The 17,010-nt window shown below is 71.6% G+C and carries 15 protein-coding genes; 11 read left to right on the forward strand and 4 right to left on the reverse strand.

What is annotated here, in order from left to right; all coding sequences use genetic code 11:
• The first annotated feature begins 10 nt into the window (after nt 1-10).
• Nucleotides 11-3,028: an alpha-mannosidase gene (locus AOJ26_RS12560; protein ID WP_053848338.1), complete on the forward strand. Its 3,018-nt coding sequence runs from the start codon at nt 11-13 to the stop codon at nt 3,026-3,028.
• A gap of 63 nt (nt 3,029-3,091) precedes the next feature.
• Here AOJ26_RS12560 and AOJ26_RS12565 read toward each other — a convergent pair whose 3' ends face one another.
• Nucleotides 3,092-3,493 (reverse strand): RidA family protein, encoded by a 402-nt coding sequence (locus AOJ26_RS12565; protein WP_053848339.1) that lies wholly within the window; start codon nt 3,491-3,493, stop codon nt 3,092-3,094.
• Nucleotides 3,494-3,635: 142 nt separating this feature from the next.
• Here AOJ26_RS12565 and AOJ26_RS12570 point away from each other — a divergent pair, with 142 nt between their 5' ends.
• Nucleotides 3,636-4,016, forward strand: a complete 381-nt coding sequence (locus tag AOJ26_RS12570; protein ID WP_053848340.1) for a winged helix-turn-helix transcriptional regulator — start codon at nt 3,636-3,638, stop codon at nt 4,014-4,016.
• 14 nt (nt 4,017-4,030) lie between these two features.
• Here AOJ26_RS12570 and AOJ26_RS12575 read toward each other — a convergent pair whose 3' ends face one another.
• Both AOJ26_RS12575 and AOJ26_RS12580 read right to left on the reverse strand, forming a co-directional pair.
• The gene (locus tag AOJ26_RS12575; RefSeq protein ID WP_053848341.1) at nt 4,031-4,870 is read right to left on the reverse strand and encodes a PIG-L family deacetylase; all 840 of its coding nucleotides are present in this window, start codon (nt 4,868-4,870) and stop codon (nt 4,031-4,033) included.
• A 926-nt stretch (nt 4,871-5,796) separates the two neighbouring features.
• Complete coding sequence (locus AOJ26_RS12580; RefSeq protein WP_053848342.1) at nt 5,797-6,498, reverse strand: FadR/GntR family transcriptional regulator; 702 nt, start codon at nt 6,496-6,498, stop codon at nt 5,797-5,799.
• Nucleotides 6,499-6,701: 203 nt separating this feature from the next.
• On the opposite strand from AOJ26_RS12580, the gene AOJ26_RS12585 reads away from it, so the two are divergent.
• From AOJ26_RS12585 to AOJ26_RS12620, 8 genes are read left to right on the forward strand one after another with little or no spacing between them, the layout of a single operon-like run.
• Nucleotides 6,702-7,775, forward strand: coding sequence for a sugar ABC transporter substrate-binding protein (locus AOJ26_RS12585; protein ID WP_053848343.1), 1,074 nt, complete (start codon nt 6,702-6,704; stop codon nt 7,773-7,775).
• Nucleotides 7,772-9,265, forward strand: a complete 1,494-nt coding sequence (locus AOJ26_RS12590; RefSeq protein ID WP_053848344.1) for a sugar ABC transporter ATP-binding protein — start codon at nt 7,772-7,774, stop codon at nt 9,263-9,265. Before AOJ26_RS12585 ends, AOJ26_RS12590 begins: the two co-directional genes overlap by 4 nt.
• Nucleotides 9,258-10,283 carry an ABC transporter permease gene (locus AOJ26_RS12595; RefSeq protein ID WP_053848345.1) on the forward strand — a complete coding sequence of 342 codons (1,026 nt, stop codon included), beginning with the start codon at nt 9,258-9,260 and terminating at the stop codon, nt 10,281-10,283. Before AOJ26_RS12590 ends, AOJ26_RS12595 begins: the two co-directional genes overlap by 8 nt.
• A gap of 31 nt (nt 10,284-10,314) precedes the next feature.
• Entirely contained in the window at nt 10,315-11,664 is a 1,350-nt protein-coding gene (locus AOJ26_RS12600) for an L-fuconate dehydratase (RefSeq protein ID WP_053848346.1), read from the forward strand.
• Nucleotides 11,661-12,416 (forward strand): SDR family NAD(P)-dependent oxidoreductase, encoded by a 756-nt coding sequence (locus AOJ26_RS12605; RefSeq protein WP_053848347.1) that lies wholly within the window; start codon nt 11,661-11,663, stop codon nt 12,414-12,416. The genes AOJ26_RS12600 and AOJ26_RS12605 overlap by 4 nt, the downstream gene beginning before the upstream one ends.
• Nucleotides 12,413-13,372 carry an aldo/keto reductase gene (locus AOJ26_RS12610; RefSeq protein WP_053848348.1) on the forward strand — a complete coding sequence of 320 codons (960 nt, stop codon included), beginning with the start codon at nt 12,413-12,415 and terminating at the stop codon, nt 13,370-13,372. Before AOJ26_RS12605 ends, AOJ26_RS12610 begins: the two co-directional genes overlap by 4 nt.
• The gene (locus AOJ26_RS12615; RefSeq protein WP_053848349.1) at nt 13,369-13,683 is read left to right on the forward strand and encodes an L-rhamnose mutarotase; all 315 of its coding nucleotides are present in this window, start codon (nt 13,369-13,371) and stop codon (nt 13,681-13,683) included. The genes AOJ26_RS12610 and AOJ26_RS12615 overlap by 4 nt, the downstream gene beginning before the upstream one ends.
• Nucleotides 13,680-14,516, forward strand: coding sequence for an amidohydrolase family protein (locus AOJ26_RS12620; protein WP_053848350.1), 837 nt, complete (start codon nt 13,680-13,682; stop codon nt 14,514-14,516). Before AOJ26_RS12615 ends, AOJ26_RS12620 begins: the two co-directional genes overlap by 4 nt.
• Nucleotides 14,517-14,529: 13 nt before the next feature.
• Here AOJ26_RS12620 and AOJ26_RS12625 read toward each other — a convergent pair whose 3' ends face one another.
• Nucleotides 14,530-15,951, reverse strand: coding sequence for a lipase maturation factor family protein (locus tag AOJ26_RS12625; protein ID WP_053848351.1), 1,422 nt, complete (start codon nt 15,949-15,951; stop codon nt 14,530-14,532).
• A 133-nt stretch (nt 15,952-16,084) separates the two neighbouring features.
• On the opposite strand from AOJ26_RS12625, the gene AOJ26_RS12630 reads away from it, so the two are divergent.
• Nucleotides 16,085-17,010, forward strand: a 926-nt coding sequence (locus tag AOJ26_RS12630) for a DUF6777 domain-containing protein (protein ID WP_053848352.1), incomplete at its 3' end; no start/stop codon positions are given.

The following is a 17,010-nucleotide window of genomic DNA, read 5'->3' on the forward strand; positions in this document are numbered from 1 at the left end:
AGCACCCCGCATGCATGACGACCGCAGCCTGGTCGAGGCCCGCCTCAAGCGCGTCCTCGACGAGCGCCTCCGCCCCGCCGTGTACCCCGAGTCCGTGCCGCTGGACGTGGCGGTGTGGCACGCGCCCGACGAGCCGGTGCCCGTCGCCGAGGGCCTGGCGGCCGAACCGGAGCCCATCGCGGTGGGCGCCCGCTGGGGTGCTCCCTGGGGCACCAGCTGGTTCCGCGTCACCGGGACCGTCCCGAAGGAGTGGGCCGGCCGGACCGTGGAGGCGATCCTCGACCTCGGCTTCGACGAGAACATGCCCGGCTTCCAGTGCGAGGGCCTCGTCTACCGGCCCGACGGCACCCCCGTGAAGGGCCTCAACCCGCGCAACCAGTGGGTGCGGATCGGTGCCCCCGTCGAGGGCGGCGAGGAGGTGCGCCTGCACGTCGAGGCCGCCTCCAACCCCGTCATCCTCGACTACCACCCCTTCCTGCCCACGCAGTTGGGCGACAAGGAGACCGCGGGCAGCGAACCGCAGTACCGGCTGGCGCGCATGGACCTCGCCGTCCTCGACGAGACGGTGTGGCAGCTGGTCATCGACCTGGAGGTGCTCGGCGAGCTGATGGCCGAGCTGCCGGTGGAGTCGGCGCGCCGCTGGGAGATCCTGCGGGCGGTCGAGAAGGCCCTGGACGCACTGGACCTCCAGGACGTGAACGGCACCGCGGCGCAGGCGCGGGTACGGCTGGAGACGGTCCTGTCGGAGCCCGCCGTCCCCTCCGCCCACCGCATCAGCGTCGTCGGCCACGCGCACATCGACTCGGCGTGGCTGTGGCCGCTGCGCGAGACGGTCCGCAAGGTCGCCCGGACCACCTCCAACATGACCGCGCTGCTCGACGACGAACCGGAGTTCGTGTTCGCCATGTCCCAGGCCCAGCAGTGGGCCTGGGTGCGCGACCACCGGCCCGAGGTGTGGGCGCGGGTCAAGAAGGCCGTGGCCGACGGGCGGTTCGTGCCCGCCGGCGGCATGTGGGTGGAGTCGGACACCAACATGCCCGGCTCGGAGGCGATGGCCCGTCAGTTCGTGCACGGCAAGCGGTTCTTCCTCGACGAGTTCGGCATCGAGAACCAGGAGGCGTGGCTGCCGGACACCTTCGGGTTCGCCGCCGGACTGCCGCAGATCATCAGGGCGGCCGGCTCCAAGTGGCTGCTGACCCAGAAGATCTCCTGGTCCCAGACGAACAAGTTCCCCCACCACACCTTCCAGTGGGAGGGCATCGACGGCACGCGGATTCTCACCCACTTCCCGCCCGTCGACACCTACAACTGCTCCATGAAGGGCAGCGAGATCGCTCACGCTGCGAGGAACTTCAAGGACAAGGGGGTCGCCCGGCACTCCCTCGCGCCCACCGGCTGGGGTGACGGAGGCGGCGGCACCACCCGGGAGATGGTCGCCAAGGCGGCCCGCCTGCGCGACCTCGAAGGGTCGGCGACCGTGGTCTGGGAGACCCCGGCGGAGTTCTTCGAGAAGGCCGAGGCCGAGTACCCCGAACCACCGGTGTGGGTCGGTGAGCTGTACCTGGAGCTCCACCGGGCCACCCTCACCAGCCAGGCCAAGACCAAGCAGGGCAACCGCCGCAGCGAGCACCTCCTGCGCGAGGCCGAACTGTGGGCGGCGACAGCGGCAGTAAGGGCCGGATTCCCCTACCCGTACGAGGAGTTGGACCGCATCTGGAAGACGGTCCTGCTGCACCAGTTCCACGACATCCTGCCCGGGTCCTCGATCGCCTGGGTGCACCGCGAGGCCCGGCGCACCTACGAGCGGCTCGCGGACGAGCTGAACGGCATCATCGACGCGGCCCAGCGCGCGCTGGCGGGGGAGGGGACCCGGGACCTGTTCTTCAACTCCGCACCCCACGCCCGAGGCGGGGTCGCGGCGGGCGGCGCCGGAACGGCGGTCGTCGAGGGCCGCACGACGGTGACCGGGCGCCCCGGCGGCGGGCACGTCCTGGACAACGGCATCCTGCGGATCGAGATCGACGAGCGGGGCCTGGTCGTCTCCGCGTACGACATCGCGGCCGACCGGGAGACCATCGCACCGGACCGGGCGGGGAACCTCCTCCAACTCCACCCGGACTTCCCGAACATGTGGGACGCGTGGGACGTGGACGAGTTCTACCGCCACACCGTCACCGATCTCACCGACGTGGACGCGATCGCCCCCGAGGGGCCGCACGGGGTGCGGATCACCAGGACCTTCGGCGCCTCCCGCGTCACCCAGCTGCTGTCGCTGGCACCGGGGGAGCGGCGGCTGCTCGTGGACACCGAGGTCGACTGGCACGAGACGGAGAAGTTCCTCAAGCTCGCCTTTCCGCTCGACCTGCACGCCGAACGGTACGCGTCGGAGACGCAGTTCGGGCACTTCCACCGGCCCACGCACACCAACACCTCCTGGGAGGCGGCGAAGTTCGAGGCCTGCAACCACCGCTTCGTGCACCTGGAGGAGCCCGGCTGGGGTGTCGCGGTCGTCAACGACTCGACGTACGGCCACGACGTGACCCGGACCGTGCGCACGGACGGCGACCGGGGCACGACCACCACGGTCCGGGCGTCCCTGCTGCGCGCCCCGCGCTTCCCCGACCCGGAGACCGACCAGGGCGTCCACCGCTTCCGACACGCCCTGGTGCCGGGGGCCGGGATCGGGGACGCAGTGCGCGAGGGATGGCGGATCAACCTGCCGGAGCGGTCCGTCCGCGGCTCCGCGGAGGTCGCCCCGCTGGTGACCGTCGACCAGGACGCGGTCGTCGTCACGGCGGTCAAGCTGGCCGACGACGGCAGCGGCGACGTGGTGGTCCGCTTCCACGAGGCGCACGGCGGACGGGCGCGGGCCACCGTCCGGGCCGGCTTCGAGGTCACCGGGGTCACCGCCACGGACCTGCTGGAGCGCCCGTCGGACGATGCCCCCGCACTGCGGCGGGACGGGAACGAGGTCTCCCTGCGGCTGCGGCCGTTCGAACTGGTCACCCTGCGGTTCACCAGGGCCTGAGCGGCGAGGGGCGGGGAGATCGCTCCCCGCCCCTCGGTCACGCCGGTTCGGAGCTGACCCGGTTCAGGCGGGCAGCTTGGTGTCGACGATGAAGCTGGTCTCGATGACCTGCCCGGGGAAGGTCAGTTCGGTGACACCGAGGACCGTGCTGACCGGGCGGTGGTCGCCGAAGTACGCCAGGTTGCCCTCCGAGACCGCCCGGGCGTGGTGACGCAGGTTCACCACGTACAGGGTCTGGGAGACGATCTGGTTGCGGGTGGCGCCGTAGTGCCTGAGGACCTTGTCGAAGTTGGCGTGGGTCAGTTCGAGCTGGGCGGCGAAGTCGTCCGGGTGGCGGAACTCGCCCGCCTCGTCGACCGAGAGCTGTCCGGAGACGTGGATCAGATCGCCGGACTTGATCGCCTGCGCGTATCCGAAGTCGCTCTCGGCCGGCATGCCGTGGTTGAAGACGTCGACGGTGGTCATGCTCGCGTTCCTCCTTGCCGTGCGAGCCCGTGGGTCCGCTGCCGCGGGACGAGCCGCACGTGCTCTCTTGTGGTTACTCGGAAACTGTAGGAGAGTGACCGTTGACCTGGAAGAACGCACTTTTCGGTGACTGGGGAACCAGATGGTGACCAAGCAGTTCACGGGCTCGCCCGAAGACGCGGACCTCAGGCGCGCCGACTCGCTGGCGCGCGAGATCTTCTCGGACGTCGCCAACAAGTGGGCGTTCCTGATCATCGAGGCGCTGGGGGAGCGCACCCTGCGCTTCAGCGAGCTGCGCGACGAGGTCGAGGGCGTCAGCCACAAGATGCTCACCCAGAACCTGCGCATGCTGGAGCGCTACGGCCTCGTCGACCGCAAGGTGCACCCCACCGTGCCCCCACGGGTGGAGTACACCCTCACCGAGCCCGGCCGGGCCCTGCGTGCCACGGTCGACAGCATGTGCGGCTGGACCCACCAGTACCTCGGGCACATCGAGGCCGCCCGGCGCCGCTTCGACGAGTGACGGGACCTGGGTGACTACTCCGGGCGCAGCCCGGCGAAGAGGTCGTTCTCGGGTACGGCCGCTCCGGTGGTGTCCCGCACCCGGACGAAGGTCTCCACGCCCATCAGCTCGCCGAACCTCTCCTTGCCCATCCTGAGGAAGAAGATGTTCTCGCCCTGGCTGGCGTGCGCGGCCAGCGCGTCGAACTTCTGACCGCTGAAGCCGGTCGTGTCCACCCACGTGGTGATCTCGTCGTCGGGCAGGCCGATCTCGGCCAGTGCGGCGGCCTCGGCGGGATCCGGCTCCGGCATGTCCTCACCGAACTCGCGCATGATCTCGCCGAACCGCTCCATCGCCGAGCGGGGCATCGTCGTCCAGTACACCTTCGGCGTCAGCTCGGTCATCTCCAGCGCCGCCATCGTGATGCGGTGGGCCTGGATGTGGTCGGGATGCCCGTAGAAGCCGTTCTCGTCGTAGGTGACGACCACATCGGGGCGGTAGTGCCGCATGAGTTCCGCGAGTCGGGCCGCGCCCTCCTCGACGGGGGTCCGCCAGAAGGAACCGGGGGCGTCGTTGCTCGGCCAGCCCATCATCCCGGAGTCGGCGTAGTCCAGCATCTCCAGGTCGCTGATCTTCAACACCTCACAGCTCGCCTCCAGTTCCTGACGGCGCAACAGAGCGACCGCAGCCGGATCGTGGCCGGGATCGCCCGGCTTGACACCTCCCGGCCCGTCACCGCATCCACCGTCGGTACAGGTGACGAGAACCGTGCGGACGCCTTCCGCCGCGTACCGTGCGAGGACCCCGCCGGTTCCGGTGGCCTCGTCGTCGGGGTGGGCGTGCACGGCCATGAGCGTCAAGGGTCGGTCGGTCATGAGAACAGTCCTCCTGCGGAAACACATCTGGATCGGAGTGCGGCGGGCGCGCCGCGATTCCCGGGCCCGGATGCCGACGGGCGCAGGACCTGATGATCTCCATGTCCCCCCGCCCGGCGACGCCGGTCCCCTGGTCGGTGCAACCGCGCCGACCGGACCGGGTGTTCCCGGCGGGACGCCTGATTTCCGGGGTACGGCCGTACTGCCGCCGCACATGAACGGCGCCGAGGGCGGCCCGCGCGAGTGTCGGTCTCGACGTGGGAGCGGCCGTGGCCGAGCAGGAGAACGCGGGCCGGACAGGACGACGGCCGTTCGCACCCGGGGCGCTCGTCCGGGGGTTCGGTCATCCGGCGGCGCACGAGGCTCATGCCGGGGGCGGCGTGCGGGGCCGAGGCGGCGGACGGTGTCGGACCGAGGAGCGCCGGCGGCAGGTCGCGCGTCACGCCGACGGGACAGTGGGGCGCGCTGTCGTCACAGCCGTACGGTCGCGCACCCACCCGGTCACCGGGGCGCGGCTGTGCCCCGAGCCTCCCGCCCCCGTACAGGCCCCGAGCCGGCCCGCGGAACGATGGCTCACCCGTTGTTCAGGGTCCCCGCGGGCCAACGGCTCTTCCGTCGTTCCAGTACCTGCGGTCCGACGTCTCGCCCGTCGCTCACGCTCCTGCGGTGCAACGGCCCACCCGCCGTTCGGGCACCTGCGGTCCGATGGCTCGCCCGCCGCTCACGCCCCTGCGGTGCAACGGCTCGCCCGCTGTTCGAGCACCTGCGGTCTGATGGCTCGCCCGTCGCTCACGCCCTTGCGGTGCACAGGCTCGCCCGCTGTTCGGGCACCCGCGGTCCGATGGCTCGCCGGCCGCTCAGGCCCTCGCGGTCCGACGGCTCGCCCGCCCGTTCAGGCGCCCGCCGTCCGACGGCTCGCCCGTCGCTCACGGCCCGAGCTGAGCCCGCAGCCACTCCTCCACCTCGCCCACGTGGGCGGCCGCCGCCGCCCTGGCCGCCTCCGGGTCGTGGGCGACCAGCGCGCGGTGGATCGCCGTGTGCTCGCGGCGGGTGCGTTCGAAGGCGCCCTCCTCCTGGTAGCCGCGCCAGACCCGGGCCCGGAAGGTACGGGAGGACAGGCCCTCCAGGATCGCCGCCATGGTGTCGTTGCCGGCGGCCGCCGCGATCTCGCGGTGGAACGCCAGGTCGTGGGCGAGGATCTCCTCCGGATCGTCCGTGGCGTTCATGGCCGTGAGGTGTTTCTCGACCTCGGCGAGCTGGTCGGGGGTGATCCGGGCGGCGGCCAGCGCGGTCGCCGTCGACTCCAGGATGCGGCGCACCTCAAGGAGCTCCACCAGCCGCGGCCCCCGCGACAGGTCGGCGACCACTCCGAAGGTCTCCAACAGGTCGCCGGCCTCCAATTGCGTGACGTAGATGCCCGAGCCGTGCCGGGCCTCCAGCACCCCCAGGACCGTCAGCGCCCGGATCGCCTCCCGCATCGAACTGCGCGAGATGCCCAGCTGGACCGCCAGTTCACGCTCGGTCGGCAGCCGCTGGCCGGGCTCCAGCCGGCCCTCGCCGATCATCGCCTTGATCTGCTCGATGGCGCGCTGCGTCACGGTGCCCTTCTGCGGGGCTGTCTCGTCCACGCCACTCCTCCGCTCACCGGGTGCCACTCACCGGGTGCGCCGAAGTCTAGCCATCGATGTGGTCGGACCACTACGGCCTCAGAACGGGAAAATCTGCCGCTGGAGGGTATTGCCAAGGGCGAGTGGTCTGATAAGTATGCCGTCATCTGCTCGACCCGTGCACGTTCGACCATGCGAGAACACGCTCAACGAGGAGCCGCCAGATGCCCGGCAGGACAGTGGGGAAGCGGAACAGGATTCGGATCGTCGGTGCGGTGGCCGCGGCCGCGAGCGCCTCGCTCGTGCTCGCCGCGTGCGGCAGCACCAAGGACACCGGCAGCGCCGGCAGTGCGGGAGGCGACGGCACCGGCAAGGTGGGCGTGATCCTGCCGCTGCTGACCTCGCCGTTCTGGCAGTCGTACAACGACTACGTGCCGAAGATGGCCAAGTCCGAGGGGGTGGACACGCTGAAGACGGTCAACTCCAACAGCGACCCCTCCCAGCAGATCACCGACATCAACAACGAGCTCAACCAGGGCGTGAAGGGCCTGGTCGTGGCCCCGCTGGACAGCGCCGCCATCGAGGCCGGCCTCGACCAGGCCGAACGCAAGGGCGTCCCGGTCGTCGCGGTCGACGTGGCCCCCGACAAGGGCAAGGTCGCCATGGTCGTACGGGCGAACAACGTGTCGTACGGCGAGAAGGCCTGCCAGTACCTCGGGGAGCAGATCCCCTCCGGCAAGGTCGTGCAGATCATGGGCGACCTGGCCTCCGTCAACGGACGCGACCGCTCTGAGGCCTTCCGGGCCTGCGTGAAGAAGAACTTCCCGAAGCTCAAGGTCCTGGAGATCCCCGCCAAGTGGGAGTCCGACACGGCCGCCTCGCAGCTCGGCACCCTCCTGAACGCCAACCCCGACATCAAGGGCATCTACATGCAGGCCGGTGGCGTCTACCTCGCGCCGACCCTGCAGACCCTCAAGTCGAAGGGGATGCTGAAGAAGGCGGGCACCGCGGGCCACATCGCCATCGTCTCCAACGACGGCATCCCGCAGGAGTACGACGCCATCCGCAAGGGCGAGATCGACGCCACCGTCTCCCAGCCCGCCGACCTGTACGCCAAGTACGGCATGTACTACATCAAGGCGGCGATGCAGGGGAAGACCTTCGAGCCCGGCCCGACCGACCACGACTCCACGATCGTCAGGCTGCCGAGCGGCATCCTGGAGGACCAGCTCCCCGCGCCCCTGGTCACCAAGGACAACGTCGACGACCCCGAGCTGTGGGGCAACACCGTCAAATGAGCACCCCACTGGTTGAAGCCCACGGGGTCGTCAAGCGGTACGGCCCCACGACCGCCCTCGCCGACGGCCGCCTCACCGTCCTGCCCGGCGAGTCCCACGCGCTCGTCGGCCGCAACGGCGCCGGCAAGTCCACCCTCGTCAGCCTCCTCACCGGCCTCCAGGCCCCCGACGAGGGCACCGTCCGCTTCGACGGCGAGCCCGCGCCCCCGCTCGGCGACCGCGACGCCTGGCGGGCCAAGGTCGCCTGCGTCTACCAGAAGCCCACCGTCGTCCCCGAGTTGACGGTCGCCGAGAACCTCTACATCAACCGGCAGCCGCTCCGGCGCGGGTTCATCAGCTGGCGGGCCCTGAGGAAGGAGGCCGCCGAACTCCTCGACACCTGGGACGTGCGCGTCGACCCGGAGGCGCGCACCGCCGACCTCAAGGTCGAGGACCGCCAAATGGTGGAGATCGCCCGGGCGTTGAGCTTCGGCGCCCGCTTCATCGTCCTCGACGAACCGACCGCGCAGCTCGACAACCGGGAGATCGAGCGGCTGTTCGCCAGGATGCGTACGCTCCAGGGCTCCGGTGTCACCTTCCTGTTCATCTCGCACCACCTCCAGGAGGTGTACGAGGTGTGCCAGACGGTGACCGTCCTCAGGGACGCCCGCTGGATCACCACGGCCCCGGTCGCCGACATGCCCCGGGCGGCCCTCGTCGAGGCCATGGCCGGTGAGACGGTCGCCGAACAGCACGTCCGGCCTAGGCAGGTCGAGGAGAGCGGCCCCGTCCTCCTCGACGCCCGCGGCCTCACCTCCGACGCCTACGAGGACGTCGACCTCACCGTGCGCCGCGGCGAGGTCGTCGGACTCGCCGGCATCAGCGGCAGCGGCAAGACCGAGCTCGCCGAGACCTTCACGGGACTGCACACCCCGACGAGCGGCACCGCCCAGCTCGACGGCAGACCGCTGCCGTTCGGCGACGTACGGGCCAGCCTCAAGGCCGGCGTCGGCTTCGTGCCGCGCGACCGGCACGCCCAGGGCCTGGTCCACGGCATGACCATCGGCGACAACGCCACCCTCAGCGTCCTGGACCGGCTCGGCCGCCGCGGCTTCGTCGGCACCGACCGCAAACGGGGCTTCGCCACCGGGCTGATCGACCGCCTCGACATCCACACCGAGGGCCCCGACCAGCCCGTCTCCGACCTCTCCGGCGGCAACGCGCAGAAGGTCGTCATGGCCCGCGCCCTCGCCTCGGACCCCCGGCTGCTGGTCCTCATCAACCCCACCGCGGGCGTCGACGTGAAGTCGAAGGAGTCCCTGCTCTCCCGCGTGGACACCGCCCGAGAGGACGGCACCGCGGTCCTCGTCGTCTCCGACGAGCTCGACGACCTGCGCCGCTGCGACCGCGTCCTCGTCCTCTTCCACGGCCGCGTGGTCGCCGAGCACCCGGCCGGCTGGCGCGACCACGCGCTGATCGCCTCCATCGAAGGAGTGGACCACCATGGCTGACACCCAGGCCCCGCCCGTGAAGCGGGCGCGGGTGCCCGAGACACGGGCGGCCCGGACGGTCCTGCTGCGCCGCGCCCGCGAACTCGCCCTCGTGCCCGCGCTGTTGCTGCTCATGGTGCTCGGCGCGTTCGTCAACGACTCGTTCCTCACCGAGCGCAACCTCATCTCCATCCTGGGCGCCTCGGCGGCCCTCGCGATGGTCGTGCTGGCCGAGTCGCTCGTCCTGATCACCGGCAAGTTCGACCTGTCCCTGGAGTCGGTCGTCGGCATCGCGCCGGCCGTGGGAGCCCTTCTCGTCCTGCCCGCCGCCCAGTCCGGCTGGGGCACCGAACTCCCGGCCGCCCTCGCCCTGTTGGCGGTCCTGGTCGTCGGTGCGGCGGTCGGCGCCTTCAACGGCGTCCTGGTCGTGAAGTTCAAGCTCAACGCGTTCATCGTGACGCTCGCGATGCTGATCGTGCTGCGCGGACTGCTCGTCGGCGCGACCAAGGGCAAGACCCTCTTCGGCATGCCGGACAGCTTCTACTCCCTGGCGACGACGACCTTCCTGAGCATCCCGATGTCCGTGTGGCTCGCCGCCGTCGCCTTCGCCGTCACCGGCCTCGTCCTGAAGTACCACCGCATCGGCCGCTCCCTGTACGCCATCGGCGGCAACGCCGACGCGGCCCGCGCCGCCGGCATCCGTGTCGAGCGCGTGATGCTCGGCGTGTTCGTCGTCGCGGGCGTCCTCGCCTCCGTCGGCGGCATCATGCAGACCGGCTACGTCGGCGCGATCAGCGCCAACCAGGGCCAGAACATGATCTTCACCGTGTTCGCGGCCGCGGTGATCGGCGGCATCAGCCTCGACGGCGGCAACGGCACCATGTTCGGCGCCCTGACCGGCGTACTCCTGCTGGGCGTCGTACAGAACCTGCTCACGCTCGCCCAGGTGCCGTCCTTCTGGATCCAGGCCATCTACGGCGGAATCATCCTGGTCGCTCTCATGATCGCCCGTGTGACGACGGGCCGCGCGCAGGACTGAGCCCGCCCCGCCCCCTACCGAAAGGCCCTCCGTGTCCTCGACGCCCGCCCGTATCAGCGCGGTAGACACCCACGACATCCGCTTCCCCACCTCGCGCGAGCTCGACGGCTCCGACGCGATGAACCCGGACCCCGACTACTCGGCGGCCTACGTCGTCCTGCGCACGGACGCGGCCGACGGGCACGAGGGACACGGGTTCACCTTCACCATCGGGCGGGGCAACGAGGTCCAGGTCGCCGCGATCGAGGCGCTGCGCGGGCACGTGGTGGGACGCTCCGTCGAGGAACTGTGCGCGGACCCGGGCACGCTGAACCGCGACCTGATCGGCGACAGCCAACTGCGCTGGCTGGGGCCCGAGAAGGGCGTGATGCACATGGCGATCGGCGCGGTCGTCAACGCCGTGTGGGACCTGGCCGCCAAACGCGCCCGGAAGCCGCTGTGGCAGCTCCTGGCCGACGCCGAGCCCGAATGGCTGGTCCGGCAGGTCGACTTCCGCTACCTCACCGACGCCCTCACCCCGCAGGAGGCGCTGGACCTGCTGCGCCGGGGCCGGGCGGGCGCCACCGAACGCACCTCGAAGCTCCTCGCCACCGGCTATCCCGCCTACACCACTTCCGCCGGCTGGCTCGGCTACGACGACGAGAAGCTCACCCGGCTCGCCGCCGAGGCCGTCACCGCCGGCTTCCGGCAGATCAAGCTCAAGGTCGGCGCGGACCTCGCGGACGACGTACGGCGCTGCCGCGTCGCCCGCCAGGTCGTCGGCCCGGGCATCCGCGTGGCGATCGACGCCAACCAGCGCTGGGACGTCGACGAGGCGATCCGCTGGACCGAGGCGCTCGCGGAGTTCGACCCGTACTGGATCGAGGAGCCCACCAGCCCCGACGACATTCTCGGGCACGCCGCGATCCGCAGGGCGGTCGCCCCGGTGAAGGTCGCCACCGGCGAGCACGTCCAGAACCGGGTCGTCTTCAAGCAGCTCCTCCAGGCGGGCGCCCTCGACGTCGTCCAGATCGACGCGGCCCGCGTCGGCGGCGTCAACGAGAACCTGGCCATCCTGCTCCTCGCGGCCAAGTTCGGCGTACCGGTCTGCCCGCACGCCGGCGGGGTCGGCCTGTGCGAACTCGTCCAGCACCTCTCGATGTTCGACTACGTGGCCCTGACCGGCACGACCGAGAACCGGGTCATCGAGTACGTCGACCATCTGCACGACCACTTCCTGGACCCCGTGGTGATCACGGACGGCCACTACACGGCACCCACCGCGCCGGGCTTCTCGGCCGCGATGCGCCCGGAGTCCATCGCGCGGTACACGTTCCCGGGCGGCGCCTTCTGGGCAGAAGACCTCGCCGACGACACGGAGAAGAAGGGGCGGGCGGCATGAGCGACTTCGAGGGTCTGAGGGCCCTGGTGACAGGCGGCGCCTCCGGCATCGGCCGGGCCACCGCGGAACTCCTCACCGTACGCGGTGCCCGGGTCGCCGTCCTCGACCTGGACCCCTCGTCCGTGGAGGAGCCGCTGCTCGCCTACCGGGCCGACGTCACCGACGACGCCTCGGTGCGGACGGCCGTCGCCGCGGCCGCCGCCGACCTCGGCGGGCTCGACGTGCTGGTCAACAACGCGGGCATCGGAGCGCAGGGCACGGTCGCGGACAACGACGACGAGGAATGGCACCGCGTCCTCGACGTCAACGTCGTCGGCATGGTCCGGGTGGCCCGCGCCGCCCTGCCCCACCTGCGCGAGTCGGCGCACGCGGCGATCGTGAACACCTCCTCGATCGCGGCCACCGCGGGCCTCCCGCAGCGGGCCCTGTACAGCGCGACCAAGGGCGCGGTGTACTCCCTGACCCTCGCCATGGCCGCCGACCACGTCCGCGAGGGCATCCGCGTGAACTGCGTCAACCCCGGCACGGCGGACACCCCGTGGATCGGCCGCCTCCTCGCCAAGGCCCCCGACCCGGCCGCCGAGCGGGCCGCGCTGGAGGCCCGCCAGCCCACCGGCCGCCTCGTCTCGGCCGACGAGGTCGCGGGCGCCATCGCCTACCTGGCGAGCCCGCTCTCCGGCGCCACCACCGGCACCTCCCTCGCCGTCGACGGCGGCATGCAGGGCCTGCGCCTGAGGCCGGTGGGCCGGTGAGGACGCACACCCTCGGCGGCAGCGGCGTCCCGGTCAGCGCACTGGGCTTCGGCGGCGCCGTCATCGGCAACCTCTACACCGAGGTGACCGACGAGCAGGCCCACGAGGCGGTGACGGCCGCCTGGGAGCGCGGCATCCGCTACTTCGACACCGCCCCGCACTACGGTCTGGGCCTGTCGGAACGCCGGCTGGGGCAGGCCCTGAGGTCGTTCCCGCGCTCGGAGTTCACGGTCTCCACGAAGGTCGGCCGCCGCCTGGAGCCCACGCCGGCCCACGGCGACGACCTCGCCCACGGCTTCGCCGTCCCCGCCGCCCACCGCCGTGTGTGGGACTTCTCGGCGGACGGCGTACGACGCACCCTGGAGGCGAGCCTCGAACGGCTCGGCCTGGACCGCGTGGACGTCGTCTACCTCCACGACCCCGACGACCACGCCGAACAGGCCTTCCACGAGGGCTATCCGGCGCTGGAGAAACTGCGTTCGGAGGGCGTGGTCCGCGCGATCGGCGCCGGGATGAACCAGACGGAGATGCTCACCCGCTTCGTCCGGGACACCGACGTGGACGTGGTGCTGTGCGCCGGAAGGTACACCCTGCTCGACCGGAGCGCGCTCACGGATCTGCTGCCCGCCGCCGAGGAACGGGGCGTGTCCGTCGTGGTCGGCGGTGCCTTCAACTCCGGTCTGCTGGCGGATCCGCGGCCCGGGGCGACGTACAACTACTCCGAGGCACCGGGGGAGTTGCTGGACCGGGCCCTGCGGCTGAAGGCGCTGGCCGAGCGGCACGGCATCGGTCTGCGCGCCGCCGCCCTCGCGTTCTGCGCGGCCCACCCGGCGGTCGCGAGCGTCCTGGTGGGCGCCCGCTCGGCGGCCGAGGTCCACGACAGCGCCGACCAGTTCGCCACCGCGGTACCCGCCGCCTTCTGGCAGGACCTGAGGGACACCGAGGAGCTCGCATGAGAGTCGCCCTGCACACCAAGGTCCGCGCCGACCGCGTCGCCGAGTACGACGCCGCCCACCGCGAGGTCCCCGTCGAGCTCACCGAGGCGATCCGCGCCGCCGGGGCCACCTCCTGGACGATCTGGCGCAGCGGTACCGACCTCTTCCACGTCCTGGAGTGCGAGGACTACGCCCGTCTCCTCGCCGAACTGGAGCAGCTCCCAGTGAACGTCGCCTGGCAGGCCCGCATGGCAGACCTCCTCGACGTGGTGCACGACTACTCGGGCGCGGGCGCCGCGGCGAGCCTGCCCGTCGTGTGGGAACTGCCGTGACGGTCGTGGACGCGCACCACCACCTGTGGAACCTGTCGGTGCGGGACCAGGACTGGATCGCCCCCGGCAGTCCGCTGCGCCGGGACTTCACGATGGCGGACCTGGTCCCGGAGGCCGCCGCGGCGGGGGTCGACCGCACGGTCCTCGTCCAGACGGTCACCGTGCCCGAGGAGACCCCGGAGTTCCTGGCCCTGGCCGCCGAGCACGAGCTGATCGCGGGAGTGGTCGGCTGGACGGACCTGACCCGGCCGGACGTCGCCGACGAACTGGCCCGCCTGCGTGACCTTCCGGGCGGCGACCGCCTGAAGGGCGTCCGCCACCAGGTCCAGGGCGAGCCGGACCCGCAGTGGCTGCTGCGGCCAGACGTGTGCCGGGGCCTTGCGGCGGTGGCCGAGGCGGGCCTGGTCTACGACCTGGTCGTCCTCCCGCATCAACTGCCCGCCTGCGTCGAGGCCGCCGTAGCGCTCCCACAGCTCACCTTCGTCCTGGACCACCTGGGCAAACCGCCGATCGCCTCTGGAGCCCTGTCCCCCTGGGCGGCCGACGTCCGCGCACTGGCCGCCCTCCCCAACACCGTCTGCAAGCTCTCCGGCATGGTCACGGAGGCGGACCTCGCCACCTGGACCCCCGACGACCTGCGCCCGTACGCCGACACCGTCCTGGAGGCCTTCGGCCCGGACCGCCTGATGTTCGGCTCGGACTGGCCGGTGTGCACCCTGGGGGCGGCCTACGCCGAGACGCTGTCCGTGACCAGGGAACTCATCGGGGGCCTGAGCGCGTCCGAACGCGCCGACGTCCTCGGCGCCACGGCCACCCGCACCTACGGCCTCTGACCCGCGGCACGCGTCAGGTCTGCCGGGCCGGCTGAGCCAGCCGGGTGGGAGGCAGGAACTCCCGCACATAGGTCCGCTCCCAGCACGCCCCCGTCTCCCGCAGCTCCCGCCACGTCGTGTACCGGTACCGGAAGAGACGGGCGCGGACATGGCGGGGCGGCTCGTCGGCGGGGAAGGGGGAACGGCGCAGCAGCCCCAGCGTGGCGGGATCGTTCTCCAGGAGCCGCTCCACCATGGTGCCGAACCACGCCCCGGCGTACGCGGGGGAGAGCGCGGCGAACCACATCATCCAGTCCAGGCGCAGATGGTAGGGCGCGAACTGGCGCGGCCAGCGCCGCGGATCGCCCGGCTTGCCCCGGAACTCGTACTCCCGCCACTCCGAGTCCCGGCGCGGTACGTCGTCCGCCGTGCCCTCGACCACCACCTCGTAGCGGATCCGGCTCACGCTGCCGAACGCGCCGTAGGTGTTGACGAGGTGGAGCGGGTCGAAGGAGCGGTTCATGATCTGGCTCCGGGAGATCATGTTGCGGACCGGGTGGTAGCTCAGGGCGAGGAGGAGAGCGCCGACGGTGAGGACCGTGATCTGGTACCAGACCGGGGTCGCGGGCCCGTCCGGCGCCTCGCCCGGGAGCTCCAGCGCCGGCACCGCCAGGACGATCGTGATCCAGTTCAGCCAGGCGAAGTTGCCCGAGAGCACCAGCCAGAGCTGGGTCACGATCATCAGGGACGCGGCCGCCGTGGCGATCGGCTGCGGGGTGAACAGCAGGAAAGGCACGACGAGTTGGGTGAGGTGGTTCGCGGCCGCCTCCACCCGGTGCACGGGCTTCGGCAGATGGTGGAAGAACCAGCTCAGCGGCCCCGGCATCGGCTGGGTCTCGTGGTGGTGGTCCAGGCACGTGAGCTTCCGCCAGCAGGCGTCGCCGCGCATCTTGATCAGCCCCGCGCCGAACTCGACCCGGAACAGCACCCAGCGCAGCAGGAACAGCACCACCACGGACGGGGCCACCTCGTCGTTGCCGAGGAACACCGCGAGGAAGCCGACCTCCAGCAGCAGGGACTCCCAGCCGAAGCCGTACCAGGTCTGGCCCACGTTGACGATCGACAGGTACAGCAGCCACGGCACCAGCCACAGCAGCATGCCGCCCCACAGCGGCAGCCGGGAGTCGAGGCCCGCCGCCAGCGCGCCGGCCACCGCACAGCCCGTCCACGCGCAGAGAGCGAAGAACCGGTCCGAGTAGTGGAGTTGGAACAGGCTCGGGGCCCGTCGGAACGGCACCCGCGCCACGAAACGCGGCACCGGCAGCATGCCGCGCTCGCCGAGCAGCGGCCGGAACTGCAGGGCCGCAGCCAGGAACGCCACGAGGTACAGCCCCGCCAGAGCCCGCTGGAAGACCAGCCGGCTCAGCCAGTAGTCGGGTGCGGTGAACCAGTCCACGGCCGTGCTCTCCTGCCTCCATTGTCCAGCCGGACCCTCAGTGACTCTCCGTGTACCTCCCTTCCGCTTGCGTAACCCAAGTGAGTGAAGCAGACAATAGTGACGAACTGCACGGGACGGACGGGAGAGCGTGGTGCGGAGACCCACCAGGACCCTCGCCACGGCCGGTGTCCTGGCGGCGGCCCTTCTCGTCGCGGGATGCGGCCGCGAAGAGAGCACCGGCGAGCCGACCGGCATGCTCCTGTTGCAGCCGGCGGCGGCTCGGGGACCGAACCCCTTCACCCCCTCCGCGGCGACCGCGCCGCCGCCCCTGACCCGAACGCCCCACCGGGACGCCACCGCCCCGCGGACCGTCTCCGGCGGGACGCCCGGCCTGTACGGCGGCACCGAGCGCGTCGGCAGTTGCGACGTGAAACGGCAGATCCGCGACCTGACCGCCGACCTGCCGAGAACGAGCGCGTTCGCGCGGGCCGCCGGTGTCCCCCCGGCCGCGGTCCCCGGCCACCTGCGCGCACTCGCCCCCGTGGTCCTGCGCGCCGACACCCGGGTCACCGACCACGGCTACCGCGACGGCCGGGCGAGCGGCTTCCAGGCCGTCCTCCAGGCGGGCACCGCCGTCCTCGTCGACGACCGGGGCGTCCCACGCGTCCGCTGCGCCGGCGGCAACCCCTTGACGCCGCCGGTGGCGATGCGAGGCGGCGCGGTCGTGGAGGGGCGGCCGTGGCCCGGGTACCGGCCCGACCAGGTCGTCGTGGTGAGCCCCAGCGAACAGGTCGTCACCGATCTCACGATCCTCGACCTCGTCGACCACTCCTGGATCGAACGCCGGATCGGCTACGACTGCCGGCACGACCACGTCATCCCCACGACGGCACCGGAACCCCTGCCTCCAGAGGACCTCCCGAGGGACAGCGCCTCCCCGGGCACGCCCCTCGGTATCCAGTCACCGACGCCCGTGCCGCCCCTGCCGTACCTGCCGTCCCCGCCGCCAACGCCCGACTGCGTCTCCGGGCAGCCGTACGACGAGGGCTGCCCCACCCCCACCGTGCCGCCCACGCC

Source organism: Streptomyces sp. NRRL B-24085 (assembly GCF_001282115.1).
Taxonomy (GTDB): Bacteria; Actinomycetota; Actinomycetes; order Streptomycetales; family Streptomycetaceae; genus Streptomyces.

Bases quoted from the DNA above. Each gene is read 5' to 3' on its own strand.
- AOJ26_RS12570 (WP_053848340.1), top strand. From the start codon at position 3,636: ATGGTGACCAAGCAGTTCACGGGCTCGCCCGAAGACGCGGACCTCAGG.
- AOJ26_RS12590 (WP_053848344.1), top strand. From the start codon at position 7,772: ATGAGCACCCCACTGGTTGAAGCCCACGGGGTCGTCAAGCGGTACGGC.
- AOJ26_RS12575 (WP_053848341.1), bottom strand. From the start codon at position 4,870: ATGACCGACCGACCCTTGACGCTCATGGCCGTGCACGCCCACCCCGAC.
- AOJ26_RS12595 (WP_053848345.1), top strand. From the start codon at position 9,258: ATGGCTGACACCCAGGCCCCGCCCGTGAAGCGGGCGCGGGTGCCCGAG.
- AOJ26_RS12560 (WP_053848338.1), top strand. From the start codon at position 11: ATGCATGACGACCGCAGCCTGGTCGAGGCCCGCCTCAAGCGCGTCCTC.
- AOJ26_RS12605 (WP_053848347.1), top strand. From the start codon at position 11,661: ATGAGCGACTTCGAGGGTCTGAGGGCCCTGGTGACAGGCGGCGCCTCC.
- AOJ26_RS12565 (WP_053848339.1), bottom strand. From the start codon at position 3,493: ATGACCACCGTCGACGTCTTCAACCACGGCATGCCGGCCGAGAGCGAC.
- AOJ26_RS12615 (WP_053848349.1), top strand. From the start codon at position 13,369: ATGAGAGTCGCCCTGCACACCAAGGTCCGCGCCGACCGCGTCGCCGAG.
- AOJ26_RS12585 (WP_053848343.1), top strand. From the start codon at position 6,702: ATGCCCGGCAGGACAGTGGGGAAGCGGAACAGGATTCGGATCGTCGGT.